The organism is Rouxiella sp. WC2420 (assembly GCF_041200025.1).
Classification (GTDB): domain Bacteria; phylum Pseudomonadota; class Gammaproteobacteria; order Enterobacterales; family Enterobacteriaceae; genus Rouxiella.
Window position 1 is genome coordinate 3,124,437 of sequence record NZ_CP165628.1, and the last position, 16,405, is coordinate 3,140,841.

At 50.3% G+C, this 16,405-nt stretch carries 13 protein-coding genes; 7 read left to right on the top strand and 6 right to left on the bottom strand.

Annotation, left to right across the window (positions count from 1 at the left end):
• Positions 1–65 precede the first annotated feature (65 nt).
• Complete coding sequence (locus AB3G37_RS14235) at positions 66–1,571, bottom strand: SulP family inorganic anion transporter (protein ID WP_369788201.1); 1,506 nt, start codon at positions 1,569–1,571, stop codon at positions 66–68.
• Between the two features lie 127 nt (positions 1,572–1,698).
• Here AB3G37_RS14235 and AB3G37_RS14240 point away from each other — a divergent pair, with 127 nt between their 5' ends.
• Positions 1,699–2,634, top strand: a complete 936-nt coding sequence (locus AB3G37_RS14240) for a LysR substrate-binding domain-containing protein (RefSeq protein WP_369788202.1) — start codon at positions 1,699–1,701, stop codon at positions 2,632–2,634.
• Between the two features lie 45 nt (positions 2,635–2,679).
• Here the strand turns inward: AB3G37_RS14240 and AB3G37_RS14245 are convergent, their stop codons facing one another.
• Genes AB3G37_RS14245 through AB3G37_RS14255 form a run of 3 tightly spaced genes read right to left on the bottom strand, consistent with a single transcriptional unit; the run spans position 2,680 to position 6,232 of the window.
• On the bottom strand, positions 2,680–4,083 hold the full coding sequence (locus tag AB3G37_RS14245; protein ID WP_369788203.1) for a cytochrome c: 1,404 nt from the start codon (positions 4,081–4,083) through the stop codon (positions 2,680–2,682).
• Positions 4,080–5,684, bottom strand: coding sequence for a GMC family oxidoreductase (locus tag AB3G37_RS14250; protein WP_009635386.1), 1,605 nt, complete (start codon positions 5,682–5,684; stop codon positions 4,080–4,082). The genes AB3G37_RS14245 and AB3G37_RS14250 overlap by 4 nt, the downstream gene beginning before the upstream one ends.
• Before the next feature lie 11 nt (positions 5,685–5,695).
• Positions 5,696–6,232, bottom strand: coding sequence for a sugar dehydrogenase complex small subunit (locus AB3G37_RS14255; RefSeq protein WP_369788204.1), 537 nt, complete (start codon positions 6,230–6,232; stop codon positions 5,696–5,698).
• A gap of 374 nt (positions 6,233–6,606) precedes the next feature.
• Here AB3G37_RS14255 and AB3G37_RS14260 point away from each other — a divergent pair, with 374 nt between their 5' ends.
• Positions 6,607–7,518 (top strand): SDR family oxidoreductase, encoded by a 912-nt coding sequence (locus AB3G37_RS14260; protein ID WP_369788205.1) that lies wholly within the window; start codon positions 6,607–6,609, stop codon positions 7,516–7,518.
• A 190-nt stretch (positions 7,519–7,708) separates the two neighbouring features.
• On the opposite strand, the gene AB3G37_RS14265 is transcribed toward AB3G37_RS14260, so the two are convergent.
• Positions 7,709–7,900 (bottom strand): hypothetical protein, encoded by a 192-nt coding sequence (locus AB3G37_RS14265; RefSeq protein ID WP_369788206.1) that lies wholly within the window; start codon positions 7,898–7,900, stop codon positions 7,709–7,711.
• A 325-nt stretch (positions 7,901–8,225) separates the two neighbouring features.
• On the opposite strand from AB3G37_RS14265, the gene efeU reads away from it, so the two are divergent.
• The 3 genes from efeU to efeB are packed head-to-tail and all read left to right on the top strand — an operon-like array spanning position 8,226 to position 12,352.
• Positions 8,226–9,842: an iron uptake transporter permease EfeU gene (efeU, locus tag AB3G37_RS14270; protein ID WP_369788207.1), complete on the top strand. Its 1,617-nt coding sequence runs from the start codon at positions 8,226–8,228 to the stop codon at positions 9,840–9,842.
• An 11-nt stretch (positions 9,843–9,853) separates the two neighbouring features.
• Entirely contained in the window at positions 9,854–11,080 is a 1,227-nt protein-coding gene (gene efeO, locus AB3G37_RS14275; protein ID WP_369788208.1) for an iron uptake system protein EfeO, read from the top strand.
• Between the two features lie 3 nt (positions 11,081–11,083).
• Positions 11,084–12,352 (top strand): iron uptake transporter deferrochelatase/peroxidase subunit, encoded by a 1,269-nt coding sequence (efeB, locus tag AB3G37_RS14280; RefSeq protein WP_009635379.1) that lies wholly within the window; start codon positions 11,084–11,086, stop codon positions 12,350–12,352.
• 100 nt (positions 12,353–12,452) lie between these two features.
• On the opposite strand, the gene AB3G37_RS14285 is transcribed toward efeB, so the two are convergent.
• Positions 12,453–13,667, bottom strand: coding sequence for a M20 aminoacylase family protein (locus tag AB3G37_RS14285; RefSeq protein WP_369788209.1), 1,215 nt, complete (start codon positions 13,665–13,667; stop codon positions 12,453–12,455).
• A gap of 667 nt (positions 13,668–14,334) precedes the next feature.
• Between AB3G37_RS14285 and AB3G37_RS14290 the strand changes: the two genes are divergently transcribed.
• Both AB3G37_RS14290 and AB3G37_RS14295 read left to right on the top strand, forming a co-directional pair.
• A complete protein-coding gene (locus AB3G37_RS14290; RefSeq protein WP_369788210.1) occupies positions 14,335–15,501 on the top strand; it encodes an iron-containing alcohol dehydrogenase in 1,167 nt (388 codons plus the stop codon).
• Complete coding sequence (locus AB3G37_RS14295; RefSeq protein ID WP_369788211.1) at positions 15,498–16,382, top strand: dihydrodipicolinate synthase family protein; 885 nt, start codon at positions 15,498–15,500, stop codon at positions 16,380–16,382. Before AB3G37_RS14290 ends, AB3G37_RS14295 begins: the two co-directional genes overlap by 4 nt.
• Positions 16,383–16,405: the final 23 nt, after the last annotated feature.

Below are 16,405 nucleotides of genomic sequence, written 5' to 3' on the forward strand. Positions count from 1 at the left end.
TTAAATATCAAGTCTGAAGTAACCTAAAAGCCCTGGCTATCAAAGTCAGGGCTTTTATCTTTGTATTAACCGAGATTTCCGCTCAGCTTACTATGGAAGTCGCTGCTGCGGCCATCAAGCCCTTCAATGGTAACTTGAGCGCCATAGCGCTGGTAACGGTATTCGATACCGTCAAGAGCAGCTACCGTTGAAGCATCCCAAATTTGCGCATGAGTCAAGTCGATAATGACCCGTTTCGGATCGTGAGCATAATCAAAGTGTTCGAAAAGGTCATTGCTGCTGGCGAAGAATAACGGGCCGTGTACGGTATAACGCACGCTATCACCGTCTTCACTGACGGCACGTTCAGCGTGAATGACATGCGCAATGCGGCGAGCAAACAGAATCATCGCCACCACAGCACCGGCCAATACCCCGAGCGCCAGGTTGCTGGTCCACACTGTAATCGCCACAGTAAGCACCATAATCAGCGTTTCCGACCACGGCATGCGTTTCAGCGTTGCCGGGTGCAGGCTGTGCCAGTTCACTGTTTTCACCGCCACCACCATCATGATACCAGCCAGCACCACCATCGGAATTTGCGCCAACAGCTTGCTCAGCGTGGTCACCAACATCAGTAAAACCACCGCGGCAGCTACGGTTGAAACCCTGCTCCGCGCCTTGCCCAGTTCAACGTTTACAATAGTCTGACCGATCATCGCACAACCGGCGATACCACCATAAAAACCGGCAAGAATGTTGCCTACACCAAGCCCCCAGGATTCGCGGCGCTTGCTGGAAGGCGTGTCGGTTAAATCATCCACCAGTTTGGCGGTCAGCAGTGATTCCATTAGCCCGACAAAAGCCACACTCAGCGCCGTCGGCCAGATAATTTGCAGCGTTTGCCAGTTCAGCGGCACCAGCAAGTGAGTAAAGCCCGGCAGACCGGCGCTCATCGGGCCTTCATCACCGACGTTTGGCATTCTGTAGCCCATCAGCAGCGCCACGGCGGTAACCACAATAATGGCAATCAGCGGCGAAGGCACAGTTTTGAGGATTCTTGGTAACAGCAGGACAATCAATAGCGTGACGGCAAACATTACCCAAACCAGATTGGATTGCCCCCAAACGTGCGGCACCTGTGCGAAAAATATGAGGATCCCCAACGCATTGACGAAACCGATCATCACCGAACGTGGGATATAACGCATCATGCGAGACAGGCCGGAAAGGCCAAACAAGATTTGAACCATTCCGCCCAGAATCACCGTTGGCAAAATGTATTCGACACCGTGAGCGTGGACCATCGGCCCAATCACCAGCGCCACTGAACCCGCCGCAGCCGATACCATCGCCGGACGACCGCCCAGAATAGAAAGCGTCAAACACAACACGATCGAGGCTATCAAACTGACTTTTGGATCGACACCCGCAATCACTGAAAAGGAAATAACCTCGGGGATCAGTGCCAGCGCAGTCACCACTCCTGCCAGACATTCCCGGGTCAAAAGCTTTGGAGATTTTAGAACCTGCGAAACCCGCATTGCCTGATCCAACTCGTCTACGGCAGACGGGTTATGACTGTCATTCATATTATTTGTATTCTCTAGTATTTGTTTGTTGTATGTATTTACGATTATACCCTGCGTAATCACTTAATATGCAGCGGATGGTAAGAAACAGTATAATCTGCGAAACATCTTTGCAGGAACCGAGACAATGTATGACGCCAGCGCGATAAACTTTCGTACTTTGCTATTTTTTATCGGCGTTTTTGATGCGCAAAGTTTCTCGCTGGTGGCGCGAAGAGAAGGCGTATCGGCATCGATGGTGTCTAGAGTGATCCTTCAATTGGAAGATACCCTCGGGCAGCAGCTGTTTTATCGCAATACTCGGGCCGTGATCCCCACCGAAGCCGGTCGTTTATTCGTGGAATATGCTCGCACCATGACCGAGCAGCTCAGCGAGGCGCGCAAAGAATTGCAAGACCGGGCTTTAGAACCCGCAGGTCTGATCAGAATCAATGCGCCGGTATTTTTTGGACAAAGGCACATTGCGCCGTGGCTGACCGGTTTGTCCACGCGCTACCCTCGCCTGTTGATGGAACTAATTCAGACCGATGACTACATAGATCCCCATCGCGATGCCTCTGACGTGATTTTTCGCATTGGCACACTGACCGACTCCTCGATTCATGCGCGCGTACTCTGCACCCAGCGCTATCATCTGGCAGCGTCGCCGCAATATATAGAAAAATACGGCGCTCCCGAAAAACCCGAACAGCTGCCTGGGCACAAATGTCTGGTGTATGGCGGTTCGTCCGGCCCTAACCGCTGGTTGTTCCGCGCGCCTGATAGCAGTTGGGCGCATTCGCCTGTTGCCGCCCTGCTGACCTCCAATAACGCCGAAACGCTGTTAACCGCGGCGCTTGACGGCATGGGCATGGTGCTATTTCCTGACTGGTTGATAGGCGACAGCATCAAGAAAGGCGAGCTGGTGATAGTCATGAGCGACTATCAGGCTGCGATTAAAACCGAGCCGCAGCACATTGCCGCGATTTACCCGCACGCGCGCCATCCGCCGCTGAATGTCAGGGCGGTGATTGACTATTTTGTGGAGGTTTACGGCACACCGCCATACTGGCAGTTTGACTGACGAGAAAAGTGCGGCTCCCCCACGTTGCGGGGGAGAGCCATTATTTTAGGCTTTCTTCTTGCGTCTGAAGAACACAATCAGCGCGATGATAATCAGTACCCCAATCAAGCCTGCCAGAATCAACAGGTATCCTGGAATAACCGTTACACTGTTTTCGCGCAGACTTTTGACTGACGGGGCATCCACCGCCGTGCCGCCGTGCCCAAACTGGGTGCGAACATAGTTGGTCAGGGTCGCAATCTGCGCATCGTTGAGATTATCCCCAAAGCCAGGCATCACAATATGCTCACCGGCACCGTTCACACGATCGACGCCGTGCAGGATAATCTGCACCAGATTATTCGGCTTGTCAGAACCCACTACACTGTTCTGCGACAGTGAAGGATAAAACTTGTTATCGCCAATCCCCTGCCCGTTAGTGCCGTGACAGCTAGCACAGTTTCCGTTGAATAATACCGCACCCGAAGGGTTGGCATCGTCAATCGGCATACCGCGCACATCTTGTGTAATATCGCTCTGAGCATTCAGACCTGCGCTAGAACGGTCTTTTGACGACGTTTGCTGCGCAGGCACACTTTTAATATAGGTGGCCAGCGCGCTGAGATCTTCAGGCGTAAGGAAACGCAGGCTGTGAGATATGACATCTGCCATCCCGCCGCCGGTAGTGGCTTTGCCCGGCAGTGAACCGCTGCGCAAGTACTGCATCAGATCATCGTGACTCCAAGTGCCAATCCCCGAGGTTTTATCAGACGAAATATTAAACGCCTCCCAACCGTCAACCATGGCTCCGGCGTAAGCTTTATCGCTCAAGCCCATTGCCAGATTACGCGGCGTATGGCACTCCTCACAGTGTCCCAGCGCGGTGGCAACATACTTACCCCGGTTCCATTCAGCACTCTGCTTTGGATCCTCTTCAAACGGCTTGAAGTGGAAGTTGATCAGATTCCAGCCCTTGAGCGCCAGACGCTGGTTATAAGGGAAGCCTAACTCGTTAGCGGGCGGATTATGATTCACCCCCTGAATCGACATGAAATACGCATACATCGCATGGATGTCTGCATCGGTCAGTTTCGAGTAAGAAGTATAAGGCATCGCCGGATACAGGTTTTGCCCGTCAGCTCTGATGCCGTGCTTAAGCGCATCGCTGAACTGTTGCTCGGTCCAGTTGCCGATACCGGTCGTTTTATCAGGTGTGATGTTCGAGGAGTAGATCACCCCGAACGGCGTTTTAAATGCCAGCCCACCAGCAAACGTCGTGCCGCCCTCAGAGGTATGGCACACCTCGCAGTCAGCTGCCTTGGTGAGATATTCCCCCTGCTTGACCAGACTCAGAGTTTGGCTGCCCGACGCTGGCGTTTGCGCATAACTGGCGGCGCTGAATAATAAACCGGCAAGCGACAGCATTTTGAAAGAGGTTTTCAGCGATGTTTTCATTAAGAGTCGCATCATAGGTGTTTGCACTCCTCGATCAGTTTATCAGCCAGTCTCATTGCCAACGCAGAGAGTGTCAGTGTGCAGTTCACTGTACCGGCGCTAGCCATCACACCACTCGAGGCCACAAACAGGTTTTGATGGTCGTGAGTTCGCAGGTCAGCATCGACCACCGAATCATTGGCGTCATTACCCATGATTAACGTGCCCATAATGTGATTGTTATTGAAATACTTATCATCGTGACGCACGTCAGTACCGCCAAACAGTCCGGCAATATGGTCAAAATGCTGGTGCGCCACGTCGCGCGCCTTGTTGATGTAATCATTAATGTGGTAATGCACGCCCGGTTTCGGGATACCCAGCGCGTCTTTCTGATCCTCAACCGCAACGATACGATTATCGCGATCCGGTAGAATATCGAAGAAGGTATTTACCGCCACCCAGCGTGAAGCGTAATCACGCACCATGGCAGGCAGTTCCTTGCCGGATATTCCCTTGCTCAACAGATAATTGCTAACCGCAAGCGTTGGGGAATAGTTGCCGAGGTTAATTTTCATCGCCGAATATTCAGAGCGGAAAGCCCCATCGCGCAAGTTGTTAATACAGCTCAGGCGCATCGGACCACGCCCCGGCCACATAGGTTCTTTGCTCAGGAAATACACCGAGGTGCCGGGATGGTCCATCAGGTGACGGCCGACGTTATCGGTGGTGTTACCAATCCCGTTAGGATATTTATCACTTTTGGAAATCAACATCAGTTTCGGCGTTTCTATTGCGTTGGCCGCCAACACGAAGATTTTACCCGTCACGCGGAAACTGTCGCCATTGGGGTCTTTATAAAGAACCGAGGTGATATTGCCTTTCTCGTCATGCTCAATCTTGTAAACCACCGCGTTCGGCAGCAAAACCGATCCGGCATGCTCCGCTTTACGCAGCGCAGTTTCGCCAGTGTACTGGGCTTCAATTGGGCAAATGGGCATACAGTTGCTGTTGCCACAGCACGCAGGGCGACCGTCGAACGGCAGTGTATTGCGCGCCGCTGGCTCAGTGATCAAGTGGTAACCATTTTGGTCGACGACTTTCTTGAACGCCTTGTCAAAGTCAGACAACGGCAGAGGCGGCTGCGGATAAGGCTTGCTGCGCGGCGAACCGGTATCTTCAGGCCCGCCAACGCCCATCTCGACTTCGGATTCATAGTAGTAAGGTTCAAGGTCGTCATAACTGATAGGCCAGTCGCGCCCCACACCGTAAAGCGATTTCAATTTCATATCATTTGGCAGCAAACGCCACGCCTGCGCCGACCAGTGCCAGGTTGTGCCGCCCGCCACACGCAGATAACCGGCTTTGTAAGGCTCCGGCCCATACTGAATGAAATAACCGTTATCACCTGGAGAATATTGCGGGTGTGGCGCATGCGCAGACGGCGGATAAGGTGACTGGAAATCGGTTTTAAAAGGCGAATTGCGATAATTTTCTACTATTTTCCAGCGCTCGATACGCGGTCCAGCTTCCAGCATTAAAGTATCAATCCCAGCTTTTTGCAGCTTTTGAGCAATCTGCGAGCCAGCGATGCCTGAACCGACGATAACAACCGTGGCAGAATGAGAGGTTTTCATTTTTTATTCTCTTACGCGTTCTTAAAGACAGGAGGATGGGCCCAGTAGTGCGGTTCCCCGTGAGCATAGGTAGGTAAAACAATGACATCGGCGATAGGCTTGTACATCAGCGCAAATTCATACGCCACTACCCTGGCCTCTTTGCCTGTCCCTACGATCCCTAACTGCCAGGCACGCAAGATATCGCTGAAAAGGGCCTGCTGGTTTTTATCCACGCTTTGAAGCTTGCCCTGCATCTCGGCGGAGCTCATGTCAGCATTTAGCAAGGATTGAAGGCTGTTTAGCTGATCGCCCAATGAAGCATTGCGCTGTTGCATCAGCGTAAAGATGCGTTGTCCCAGCGCGCTATCAAGCGTGGAATAACCGCAAATTGTTTCTGAAACCTTTAAGAAGGTGGAAAAGGCCGCGTTAGACGTAATTGCTGAATCAATCGCCCAAACTGTGTGCCCCGGAATAAAACTGCACACCGCGCCAAGTGCCGAGGTGGTCGCTAAAAGTTTAATGAATTTTCTTCTTTCGAAGGGAAAAGTATGATCGACTTTGCTCATAAGTTGCCACCTGTATTAGAAGGCGCTAATAAACGATTATTTGTAACTAAAAACCACACTATTGTTGTTTATTAGTTATAGATTATGTGTGCTTGTTTTTCAAAACCTCTAATTTTTAACGAAAAGCTTACATTAGCAATTCCAATTTATTCGCATAAATCAGGGCTAAAAAAAGCAATGTAATTAACGTTAATGGGGTATGAATTTTGTTTATATGCCAAAGATTTAAGCGTAATTATCGACAACAGCAACTAATGAGTTTTGTTAATGCTTAAGGCGTAGATCCTGTTAGCCGCTATACCAGCATAAAGTCACTACTTTTAGGTTTTAGCCATCGGGATAACATAGCCTTTACACAACTCAGGAGGTTTCTCATGCGCGTATTTCTTACTGGTGCGACCGGCTTTATCGGCTCTCATATCGTTTCCGAACTACTGGCCGCCGGACATCAGGTCATTGGCATGACGCGTTCGGATGCGGGTGCAAAATCACTGGCCGCAGCTGGCGTTGAAGTTCATCGCGGCACGCTGGAAGATCTCGACAGTATTATCGCCGGTGCGCAAAAAGCGGATGCAGTGATTCACACGGCGTTCAATCATGATTTTTCAAATTTTGTCGCGAATTGTGAAACAGATCGGCGGGTAATTTCGGCAATGGGCAGTGTACTGAAAGGCTCGGATCGTCCGTTGATTATTACTTCAGGGACGGGAATGGGCGATGCCGAAGACGGCAAACCGGCTAGCGAAGCGGTGTTCAATCATCGGCATCCCAATCCTCGTATCGCCTCGGAACTCGAGGGGCAAGTCCTCCTTGAGGCCGGTATCGACGTTCGCGTAGTACGCCTGCCACAGGTACACAATACTTTTAAACAAGGGCTAGTCTCGCCGTACATTGAGATGTCGCGTGAAAAAGGGGCGGCGGCGTATGTCAATGAAGGGACTAACTGTTGGCCAGCGGCACACGTTCTGGATGTTGCTAAACTCTATGCCCTGGTTCTCGATAAAGGCAGCAAAGGGGAACGTTATCACGCCGTTGACGAACAAGGGGTTGCTGCCAGAGATATTGCCGAAGCAGTTGCTACCGGGCTTGGCATCCCGGCAGTTTCAATTTTGCCGCAAAACGCACAGCAGCATTTTGGCTGGTTCGCCATGTTTGCCGCGTTGGATTTACAGGCTACCGGCAGCTGGACTCAGCAGCGTCTGGGCTGGAAACCCACCGGCGTCGGGCTTATCGAGGATTTGCAAAACATGAATTATTCACCCGCCGAACAATCAAAACATGTTTAGCAACTCTCTCAGTTGCAGAAAATATTTACCCTAACCTAAACAGCCCAACCACCAGTCTGGCCGCCATCATTCCAGCCAGACTGGAACATAACCTGTGTCTTGGCAATGATTTGCGCCTGAATGGCGTTCAAAACGACTTCTGGCACTGTTGGACGAACGTTATTTCAGAATCCTGTGAATTCAACCTGGCTTAAATTCTCCTTCTAGATCCAACCACAACGGCTCCGTCATAAAAACATGTTCCGCCCACGCCATAAGAAGAGATGATAAAGCCCGTCACCTCCCTATGAATGTCGATATCCTTCTCTTCTACTTCATATTTTTTAATAAAATCACGATTCTTTTGGCGTTTTTGATTTTTAAAAAAGCACTTTATTTTCATCCGTCGCTAAATTTCCAGCACCACTCAATGATTAAATATATTAATTTAACGGCTAACTAATATTTTTATTACTTATTTAACCTTTTAATCACAATCTTAAGAAAGCATTAAGGTGAAGGAGCATTGGATGGAAATATCATTACCCGTTGTTTTATAATGAATTATTATTTTCACGCCAATTTCAATGAAACAATTAGATACACAAAGAAATCATTTATTATACTTTAACTTATTTGTTACCATCTTAATCTTCCATGCAACGAATGATAGTGATATTAATAATAATTATCATTCTATGAGTCATTCATTGATTCGGAGTTGCCCTGTGTTAGCAACCTTTGTTATCGCACTACGCGAAGGTCTTGAGGCCGCGCTTATTGTCGGCATTATTGCGGCTTTTTTACGTAAAAATGGAAAAAGTCTTTCTGCAATGTGGATAGGTGTCTTCCTGGCAGTCCTGCTTTCCGTGGTTGTCGGCGTAGGCCTGAGCATGACTGAACGCGCATTGCCACAGGCTAGCCAGGAATCAATGGAAGCGGTAATTGGTTTGGTCGCGGTATTCTTTGTCACCGGCATGGTGATGTGGATGAATACCCACGCTAAAAATATTAAAAAAAGTCTGGAACAAGAAGCCGCTGAAGCAATAAGCCAGTCCAGCGCCTTTGCTCTGGCCAGCATGGCTTTTCTGGCGGTGCTTAAAGAAGGCTTTGAAACTAGCGTTTTCCTGCTCGCGACCTTCTCGGTTGCGCAATCTGCCATCTGGGCAGCAGTAGGAGCCATCATCGGATTGGTGATGGCGGTGTTTATTGGCTGGGGACTTTACGCTGGCGGTATCCGCATTAATCTCGGTCGTTTTTTCCGCTTTACTGGCCTATTCCTGATTTTAGTGGCAGCCGGACTGATTATTTCAGCTTTGCGCAGCGCCCACGAAGCAGGCTGGCTCAATGTCGGTCAAGACAAGTTCACCAACCTGATGTGGCTGGTGCCGCCGGGTACGGTACAATCTGCGCTTATCTCTGGCGTGCTGGGCATCCCTGCCGACCCGCGTCAAATTGAAGTCATGGGTTGGGTGCTGTATATCGTTCTGGTTGCGCTGATGGTGTTTTGGCCAGCTCGCCTTCGCCCGGCGCCGAAAGTCGCTGCCCGCGCCATTTTAGCCGGAGCAGCTGCTTTGGCGCTCTCCGCCGCTTCTCTATACGCCTTTTACCCGAATAATGAACCTGATCTTCCGGCTTCCGCTCCGCTGGTCAGCAACGGTGTTGCCGCCGGACAAGCCAGTCTGGTCAACGGTGATGGTGCAGGCTACCAGCTCAATATCCAGTCTGCCGATGGCAAAACCGCCGTTGCCCAGCTGCCTAATTCCGAGAAAAAAACCTATCGCGATCGTGGTGTTGCTGTTGATCAGTGGACTTCACAACGCGCCTACACTCCTGAAGGTGTTCCGGCGGTTTTGACACTGGATCAAGTGGTTACGCTTTACGGTAACCGCATTCCCATCGGCCTGAACCCTGGCCTGCATCCGGGTCCTTACAATGCTAAATGGACCGTCAACTGCACGGTCAACGTTAGCGTCGCTCAGGGCGCTTTACTTTCAGCAACCGGTCAGGCCGAAACTCTGATTACCCTTTCCGGCAGCGGGCTTTCATCGCCGCGCACCATCAGTGCTCACGGTCAAACACAGGATAGTGCGTGCCGCTGGCAGGTTACCGATGCCTATCAGCATGACGTGATGAGCCAACTGCAGAATCAGCGCCAGACCTTTGAGACCTACCGCTTCTGGGCTCGTCTACTGCCCGCATTTCTCGCACTTCTGGCCGCAACTTGCCTGATGATTGCCTTGAGGCGTTTTTTCCAGCTCCGCCAGCGAGAAAAACATCAATTCCAAAAAGAAGGCTTGAAGCTTTCTTCCAAACACAGCACGACTTTACCTGATAACAAATAAAGGACAGATTCATGTTAAAGAAGACTTTTAAAAGAAAAGAAGCTCTGGCAACTGCAGGATGTCTGACCGCCCTGCTAATGTTTTCTGTTGATGCCAACGCACAGGATGCGGCTCAGGCACCGGTAAAAAATGGCGTTTCTCAGGTAAACATCACCATGACCAGCGCTGATGGCGGTTCATGCGTGGTTGACCACACTTCTGCCAAAGCGGGTCCGATTACATTTAACATCGTGAACAAGACCGCCACTTCCCTCACCGAACTTGAACTGCTGAGCGACAACCGCATTCTGGGTGAGAAAGAAAATCTGGCTCCGGGTCTGCCTGCTTCAAAATTCACCCTGACGCTGGACGGCGGTTCTTATCAGCTGTACTGCCCGGGAGCGACCAAGGAAATAGTTGCCTTTACCGTCACCGGTAAAAGTGCCTCACAGCCAACCGGCAGCACCGGTAGCCTGCTGGCCGATGGCACTAAAGGCTATGCCACTTATGTTAACGGCGTCGTTGATGCGATGGTAGTTGCCGTAAACCGCCTGAAGAGCGACATCGATGCCGGCAATCTGGAAAAAGCCAAAGAAGATTATCCGAAAGCGCGTCCTTTCTACGAGCGTATCGAGTCTGACGTTAGTGGCTTCCTGCTGCCTGGTTTCAAGGCCACCGACAATGCCGGTAACCTCGACTATCTGATTGACATGCGCGCCTCTAACCTTGACCCTAAAGTCGGCTGGCATGGTTTCCACGCTATCGAACGCGATCTGTATCAGAATGGCAAGATCACTCCAGAAACCAAAAAACTGGCGGCTGAACTGCAACAGAACGTGGCGCATCTGGATAAACTCGCCAAACAGTTAACCTACAAGCCAGAAGACTTGGCCAACGGCGCTGCAGACTTGCTGGAAGAAGTACAAGGCACCAAAATTAGCGGCGAAGAAGAAGCTTACAGCCACATCGATCTGGTAGACTTCGCAGGCAACGTTGAAGGTGCGCAACAGTCGTTTGCTTACCTGAAACCGGGTCTTGAGAAGATCGACCCTGATTTGACCAAACGCGTATCCGACCAGTTCGATGTCGTTAACAAACTGCTGGATACCTATCGCGAGCCGAAGAATCCAGGCGGTTTCAAATATTACACAGCTGAAATTAAAGCCGCAGACGGCGCCAAGCTGAGCCGCAGCGTGCAGGCTTTGCAAGAACCGCTGTCTAAAATTGCGGAGAAAGTGGCGACCAGCGGAGGTGCCTGATTAATGAAAGGTAATAAAAATCCGGCCAGGGAGGCCGGAGTATTTTCACGTCGAAATTTATTAAAAGGAGCGGTGGCCAGTGCGCTGGCTATCCCGATGGCCGGATCCGCCCATACCAAAGAAGTGGCGAATAACGACCCTGAAGATATGGTCGATTTATCCAAAGATCATGCGTTTTATGGTAACGGCCCGCAGGCCGGAGTCGCGACACCGCCACAGCGCTATATCATGTACATGACCTTTGATCTGACCACCAGCAATCCTCGTGATTTGCAGGTACTACTTGCGCGCTGGTCGTCTGCTATTGCGCAATTAATGAAAGGTGAAACCATCGGCCAGGTTGAACCGGCTCGTGACAGCGGCGTGGGGATGGACACCGGCGAGGCGATGGATTTAGGCCCTGCCTCCCTGACTGTTACTGTAGGACTTGGCCCGCGCGTGTTTGGCGATACTTATGGTTTAGCTAAATTCAAACCGGCCCTGATGCGCGAATTGATAGCGCTTCCAAGCGACAACCTGCAGGCCAATTTGTCCGGCGGCGACCTGTCATTGCAGGCCTGTGCCGATGATCCGCAGGTGGCCTATCACGCTATCCGCAATCTGGCACGCATCGCCAAATCGACCGGGGCGGCTGAAACTCGCTGGTCCGTGCTCGGTTTTGGCCGTGCTTCGGCAGGCAAAGGGCAATCAACCCCGCGTAACCTGTTTGGCTTTAAAGACGGCACGCGAAACCTGACCGAAAAGGCAGATTTCGACAAATTCGTCTGGATCAAAGATGGCGGTCCAGCCTGGCAGCAACAGGGCAGTTATCAGGTAGTGCGTAAAATTGAAATGCGCATGGAAAACTGGGATACCGACCGGGTCAGCGATCAAAATAATATTTTTGGCCGCCACAAGGTTTCGGGTGCCCCGCTTAGCGGAACCAAAGAGTTTGATACGCCAGATTTCACCAAAAAAGATGAAGCTGGGAATCTGGTTATTCCGGCCACCGCGCACATCAGCCTGGCTTCGCATGAAAACAATAAAGGGATACGAATCCTCCGACGTTCGTATAATTATACTGACGGCCTAAGCAATCTCGGAATGCTGAGTGCCGGATTACTGTTTATCAGCTATCAAAAAGACCCGGCGCAGTTTGAAACGCTGCAAACTCAATTGGGGGCCGCTGACGCGTTAAACGAATATATCTCGCATATCGGCTCTGGGATATTCTTTATTCCCCCTGCCCCACAGGAAGGCTCTTACATCGGTGCCCAGATGTTCGAATCCTGATATTAATGCCCTGATAACAATCATCAGGGCATTTTTTTTCTGCTGCCTCTGACTAACATAAATATTTTTATAGCGATGCCGTCAGTTAACTGATTGGCGATTAACCCGCCGCGACGGCTAATCGTTTCTCAATCAGTCGAGCAAACAGCGTTGCGCCAACCGGCAAAATATTGTCATCGATGGTGAATCCCGGATTGTGTACCGGCTTCTCACCGCCGTGCCCCAAAGTAAAGAAGGCACCCGGCGCGTGCTTTAGCATATCGGCAAAGTCTTCACTGCCCATAGTAGGGTTAGATACCGTTGAAACACGTGACTCGCCCAGCACTTCCCGACCCAATTCGGCAATAAAATCAGTCGCTTTTTCATCATTGGATAACACCGAGAATACGTCGCGGATATCAACTTCAACCGTCAGGTTGTGTGCCGCAGCAGTATAAGATGCGATGTCTCGGATCCTTTGGCGAATGGCTTCACGAACGCTGTCTGAAAATGCGCGCACGGTTCCGGCAATAACTGCGGTTTCAGGAATAACGTTGTAGGCCGATCCCGCTTCCAGACGGGTTATAGAAAGAACCGCCGGATCAGAAGGGGAAATATTACGGCTAACAATCGTCTGTAACGCCTGAATAAGCGCACCAACCGCCGGAATGGGATCGAATGAGGCGTCTGGATGTGCCGCATGAGCTCCTTTGCCTTTTAATCGAATATCAAAGAAGTCTGCTCCCGCCATTGAAACGCCAGCAGAAACCTTTAATAGATTTGGCTTCGAGTAAGCGGCAGGAGCATTATGCAGTCCGTAAATTTCATCCACTGGGTAATCACGAAACAGCCCATCGGCTATCATTGCTCTTGCTCCACCCAGCCCCTCTTCCGCTGGCTGAAAAATAAACTGTACCGTGCCAGCAAATTCACGGGTCTCAGCCAGATACCGCGCCGCGCCCAGCAAAATAGTCGTATGTGCATCATGGCCACAGCCGTGAAATTTTCCCGGATAAACAGAAGCATAAGGCAGACCTGTGTCTTCCTGCATCGGCAGTGCATCCATATCGGCGCGCAAACCAATAGTCTTGCGATTTCCCGGATGCTTACCCTTAAGCAGACCAATAACGCCCGTGACGCCGTAGCCGCGAATCACCTCGATTCCCCACGATGTCAGCTTTTCAGCGACAATTGCCGACGTGCGCTCCTCTTCAAAACCAATTTCAGGGTGCTGATGAATATCGTGACGGGTTGCAACAAGTTCTGGTACATAACTGGCAATCAGGGGAATAATGCGAGGCTCAACCTGCTCAATCACTTCTTCGATATACGGCATGCTTGCTCCAGCTAATGAGGTTAGAAATTACGAAACTTATTCAGTAATTTTATTAATAGCATTTGGAAGTAGAGAATACCATTTGTAACTAATGCAAAATTACTCTGATTGATAGGTGATTTTTTTATTAACTAAAAACGACATCTAACCAGAAAAATTAAAACTTTAATAAATAATCAATTCCACCCCATCGATAAATGTCCAATAACAATTCCATCACGTAATAATTACCCGTAGCAAGAGCCGTTTATTAGACAATGAAAATGACATTAAACAAGTTTGGGAATATTTAATCTGGGTCAATGCGATATTCGCCTGTAAGACACATTGGCTACCGTGATTTTACAGTGACTCATTGGTCAGCCTGTACATTGCTTCGCTGCGCGTTGATAAACGAGCATGTTTCGTATTGCCTCTCATAACCTGCGAACGTCAGTGCTTTACTGCCCCGCGCATTTCCGGTGGGGATAATTGAGTAAAGAGCTGCACGGTTCACCTTGCCAGAAATGATTATAATCAATCATAATTGATTATATGTGAGCAAGATCAAATTAATCGACATCGATTTAATCTATAAATTTATGCGTCCGCTTTAACGAAGGCGGCATTTTCAGGTGATGAAATTCAATCAATCTTTGATGTACCGATGAATACAGAAGGTAAGGGAATGAACATAAATAGCAGCCTGTTAAGCGGTTATCAGACACTTAACGACATTGGTTATCTGCTCTGCGGCAAGCGGAATGTCCTGTTAGTCACAGACAAGAATATTGTGGGCATACCCGCTGTTCAGGCATTAATCCGCCAGATCGCGAGCAAAGTCGCTTTGCTGCAAATCGTGGATAACGTTCCACCGGAACCGACTCATCATGACGTTGCATCAACGTTGGCTTCTGTACAAACTCAGGACATTGACCTGGTGGTCGGCGTTGGTGGCGGCAGTGTATTAGATGTTGCCAAGTTGCTGTCGGTACTCTGTAAACAAGGGGCGCTGTCTCTGGATGCGCTGCTGGCAGGCGAAAAGCCACTCCATCGCACTGCGTCACTGCTAATTCCCACCACCGCAGGCACCGGATCTGAAGCTACGCCGAATGCCATTCTGGCCATCCCGGAGAAGCAAACCAAGATTGGCATTATTTCTCCGGTGATGATCCCTGATTACGTCATCCTGGCACCCGAATTGACCACCAGCATGCCCGCCCACATAGCATCATCGACAGGCATTGATGCTTTATGTCACCTGATTGAGTGTTTTACCGCGACGATTGCCAACCCGGTGAGTGACAACTATGCGCTGATTGGCTTGAAAAAACTGTTTACCAGCCTCGAAACGACGCTAAATGAGCCTGAAAATCTGGCGGCACGACTCGATATGCTGTGGGCCTCTTACTATGGCGGAGCCGCGATTGCCCATTCCGGCACCCATTTGGTGCATGCGATGTCATATCCGCTCGGTGGCAAATATCACATTCCTCACGGTGTAGCGAACGCCATCCTGCTGGCTCCTTGCATGGCTTTTGTTCGCCCTGCCGCGGTGACTAAGTTCGCTCAGGCCTATGACCTGCTTCCTGATGCCAATAGGCAACTTGATCAACAACAGAAGTCGCTGGCGCTGGTTGAGTATTTCTCCGCGCTGGTTAAACGTCTAAAACTGCCCGCAAGCCTCGAGGAACTGGGAATTGGTTCTGACCACCTACCGAGTCTGGTGAATGCCGCACTCGACGTTCAACGGCTAATGAAAAATGTACCGATGCCGGTTAGCGCAGAAGATGTTCGTAACGTTTATCTGACATTGTTTCCAAAAGAAAATATTACTCGGGGAATTGCAAAATGAGCCAAGAAATTAAAGGCGTTTTAACCGCCATTGTCACTACTTTTGATAAGCAGGGTGACTATTCAGAGCGCGCCATGCGCACGCAAATTCGTCGTCAACTGGCAGCAGGAAATGGCATTTTTTGTGGCGGCACCAATGGCGAGTTTTTCGTGCTCAATGAACGAGAAAAGCTGGCCGTGACCCAAACCTGTGTTGACGAAGTGGCCGGTAAAGCGCCAGTCGTCGCCCATATAGGAGAGATTTCTACCCGTGAAACGCTGCGTCTGGGCAAGCAAATTGCCAAATTGGGCGTGGATGCGGTTTCGGTGATTACCCCCTATTTTGTGCCGCTGAAACAGGAAGAACTGATTTGGCATTATCAGACGATTGCCGATGGTCTTGATGTTCCGCTGTTTCTTTATAACATCCCGGCACGAACCGGTAACACGTTACAGCCAGAAACCGTGCGCACACTCGCATCGCATCCAAACATTATCGGCATTAAAGACAGCGCTGGCAGCTACGAAAGCCTTGGCGGATTTCTCAAGGCGGCAGAAGGCATCAGCAACTTTAACGTGCTAAATGGCCCTGACTCCCTGATTCATCAAGGCTTTGTCGATGGCTGCTCAGCCTGTATTTCCGGTTTGGCCAACGTTGCTCCCAATGAAATCAATGCGATTTGGGCAAAATTTAGCGACGGAGATGTCACTGGTTCTCGTTTGGCACAGGAAAATGTCACCGGCCTGAGAACCGAGCTTTACAGCGTCGGATTTTCGCCAGCCACGGTTAAAAAAGCGCTGGTGCTGATGGGGCACGACGTGGGTGAAAGCCGCTATGCGGTGCAATTCAGCGAGCATGAAGAACAACAAATCCGCCAAATTGTTAACCAATACACGCAGTAATCGGCGAGCGGCAGGCTTTTTTA

Bases quoted from the DNA above. Each gene is read 5' to 3' on its own strand.
- AB3G37_RS14250 (WP_009635386.1), bottom strand. From the start codon at position 5,684: ATGAAAACCTCTCATTCTGCCACGGTTGTTATCGTCGGTTCAGGCATC.
- AB3G37_RS14285 (WP_369788209.1), bottom strand. From the start codon at position 13,667: ATGCCGTATATCGAAGAAGTGATTGAGCAGGTTGAGCCTCGCATTATT.
- AB3G37_RS14260 (WP_369788205.1), top strand. From the start codon at position 6,607: ATGCGCGTATTTCTTACTGGTGCGACCGGCTTTATCGGCTCTCATATC.
- efeB (WP_009635379.1), top strand. From the start codon at position 11,084: ATGAAAGGTAATAAAAATCCGGCCAGGGAGGCCGGAGTATTTTCACGT.
- AB3G37_RS14235 (WP_369788201.1), bottom strand. From the start codon at position 1,571: ATGAATGACAGTCATAACCCGTCTGCCGTAGACGAGTTGGATCAGGCA.
- AB3G37_RS14240 (WP_369788202.1), top strand. From the start codon at position 1,699: ATGTATGACGCCAGCGCGATAAACTTTCGTACTTTGCTATTTTTTATC.
- AB3G37_RS14295 (WP_369788211.1), top strand. From the start codon at position 15,498: ATGAGCCAAGAAATTAAAGGCGTTTTAACCGCCATTGTCACTACTTTT.
- efeO (WP_369788208.1), top strand. From the start codon at position 9,854: ATGTTAAAGAAGACTTTTAAAAGAAAAGAAGCTCTGGCAACTGCAGGA.
- AB3G37_RS14290 (WP_369788210.1), top strand. From the start codon at position 14,335: ATGAACATAAATAGCAGCCTGTTAAGCGGTTATCAGACACTTAACGAC.
- AB3G37_RS14245 (WP_369788203.1), bottom strand. From the start codon at position 4,083: ATGATGCGACTCTTAATGAAAACATCGCTGAAAACCTCTTTCAAAATG.
- AB3G37_RS14255 (WP_369788204.1), bottom strand. From the start codon at position 6,232: ATGAGCAAAGTCGATCATACTTTTCCCTTCGAAAGAAGAAAATTCATT.
- AB3G37_RS14265 (WP_369788206.1), bottom strand. From the start codon at position 7,900: ATGAAAATAAAGTGCTTTTTTAAAAATCAAAAACGCCAAAAGAATCGT.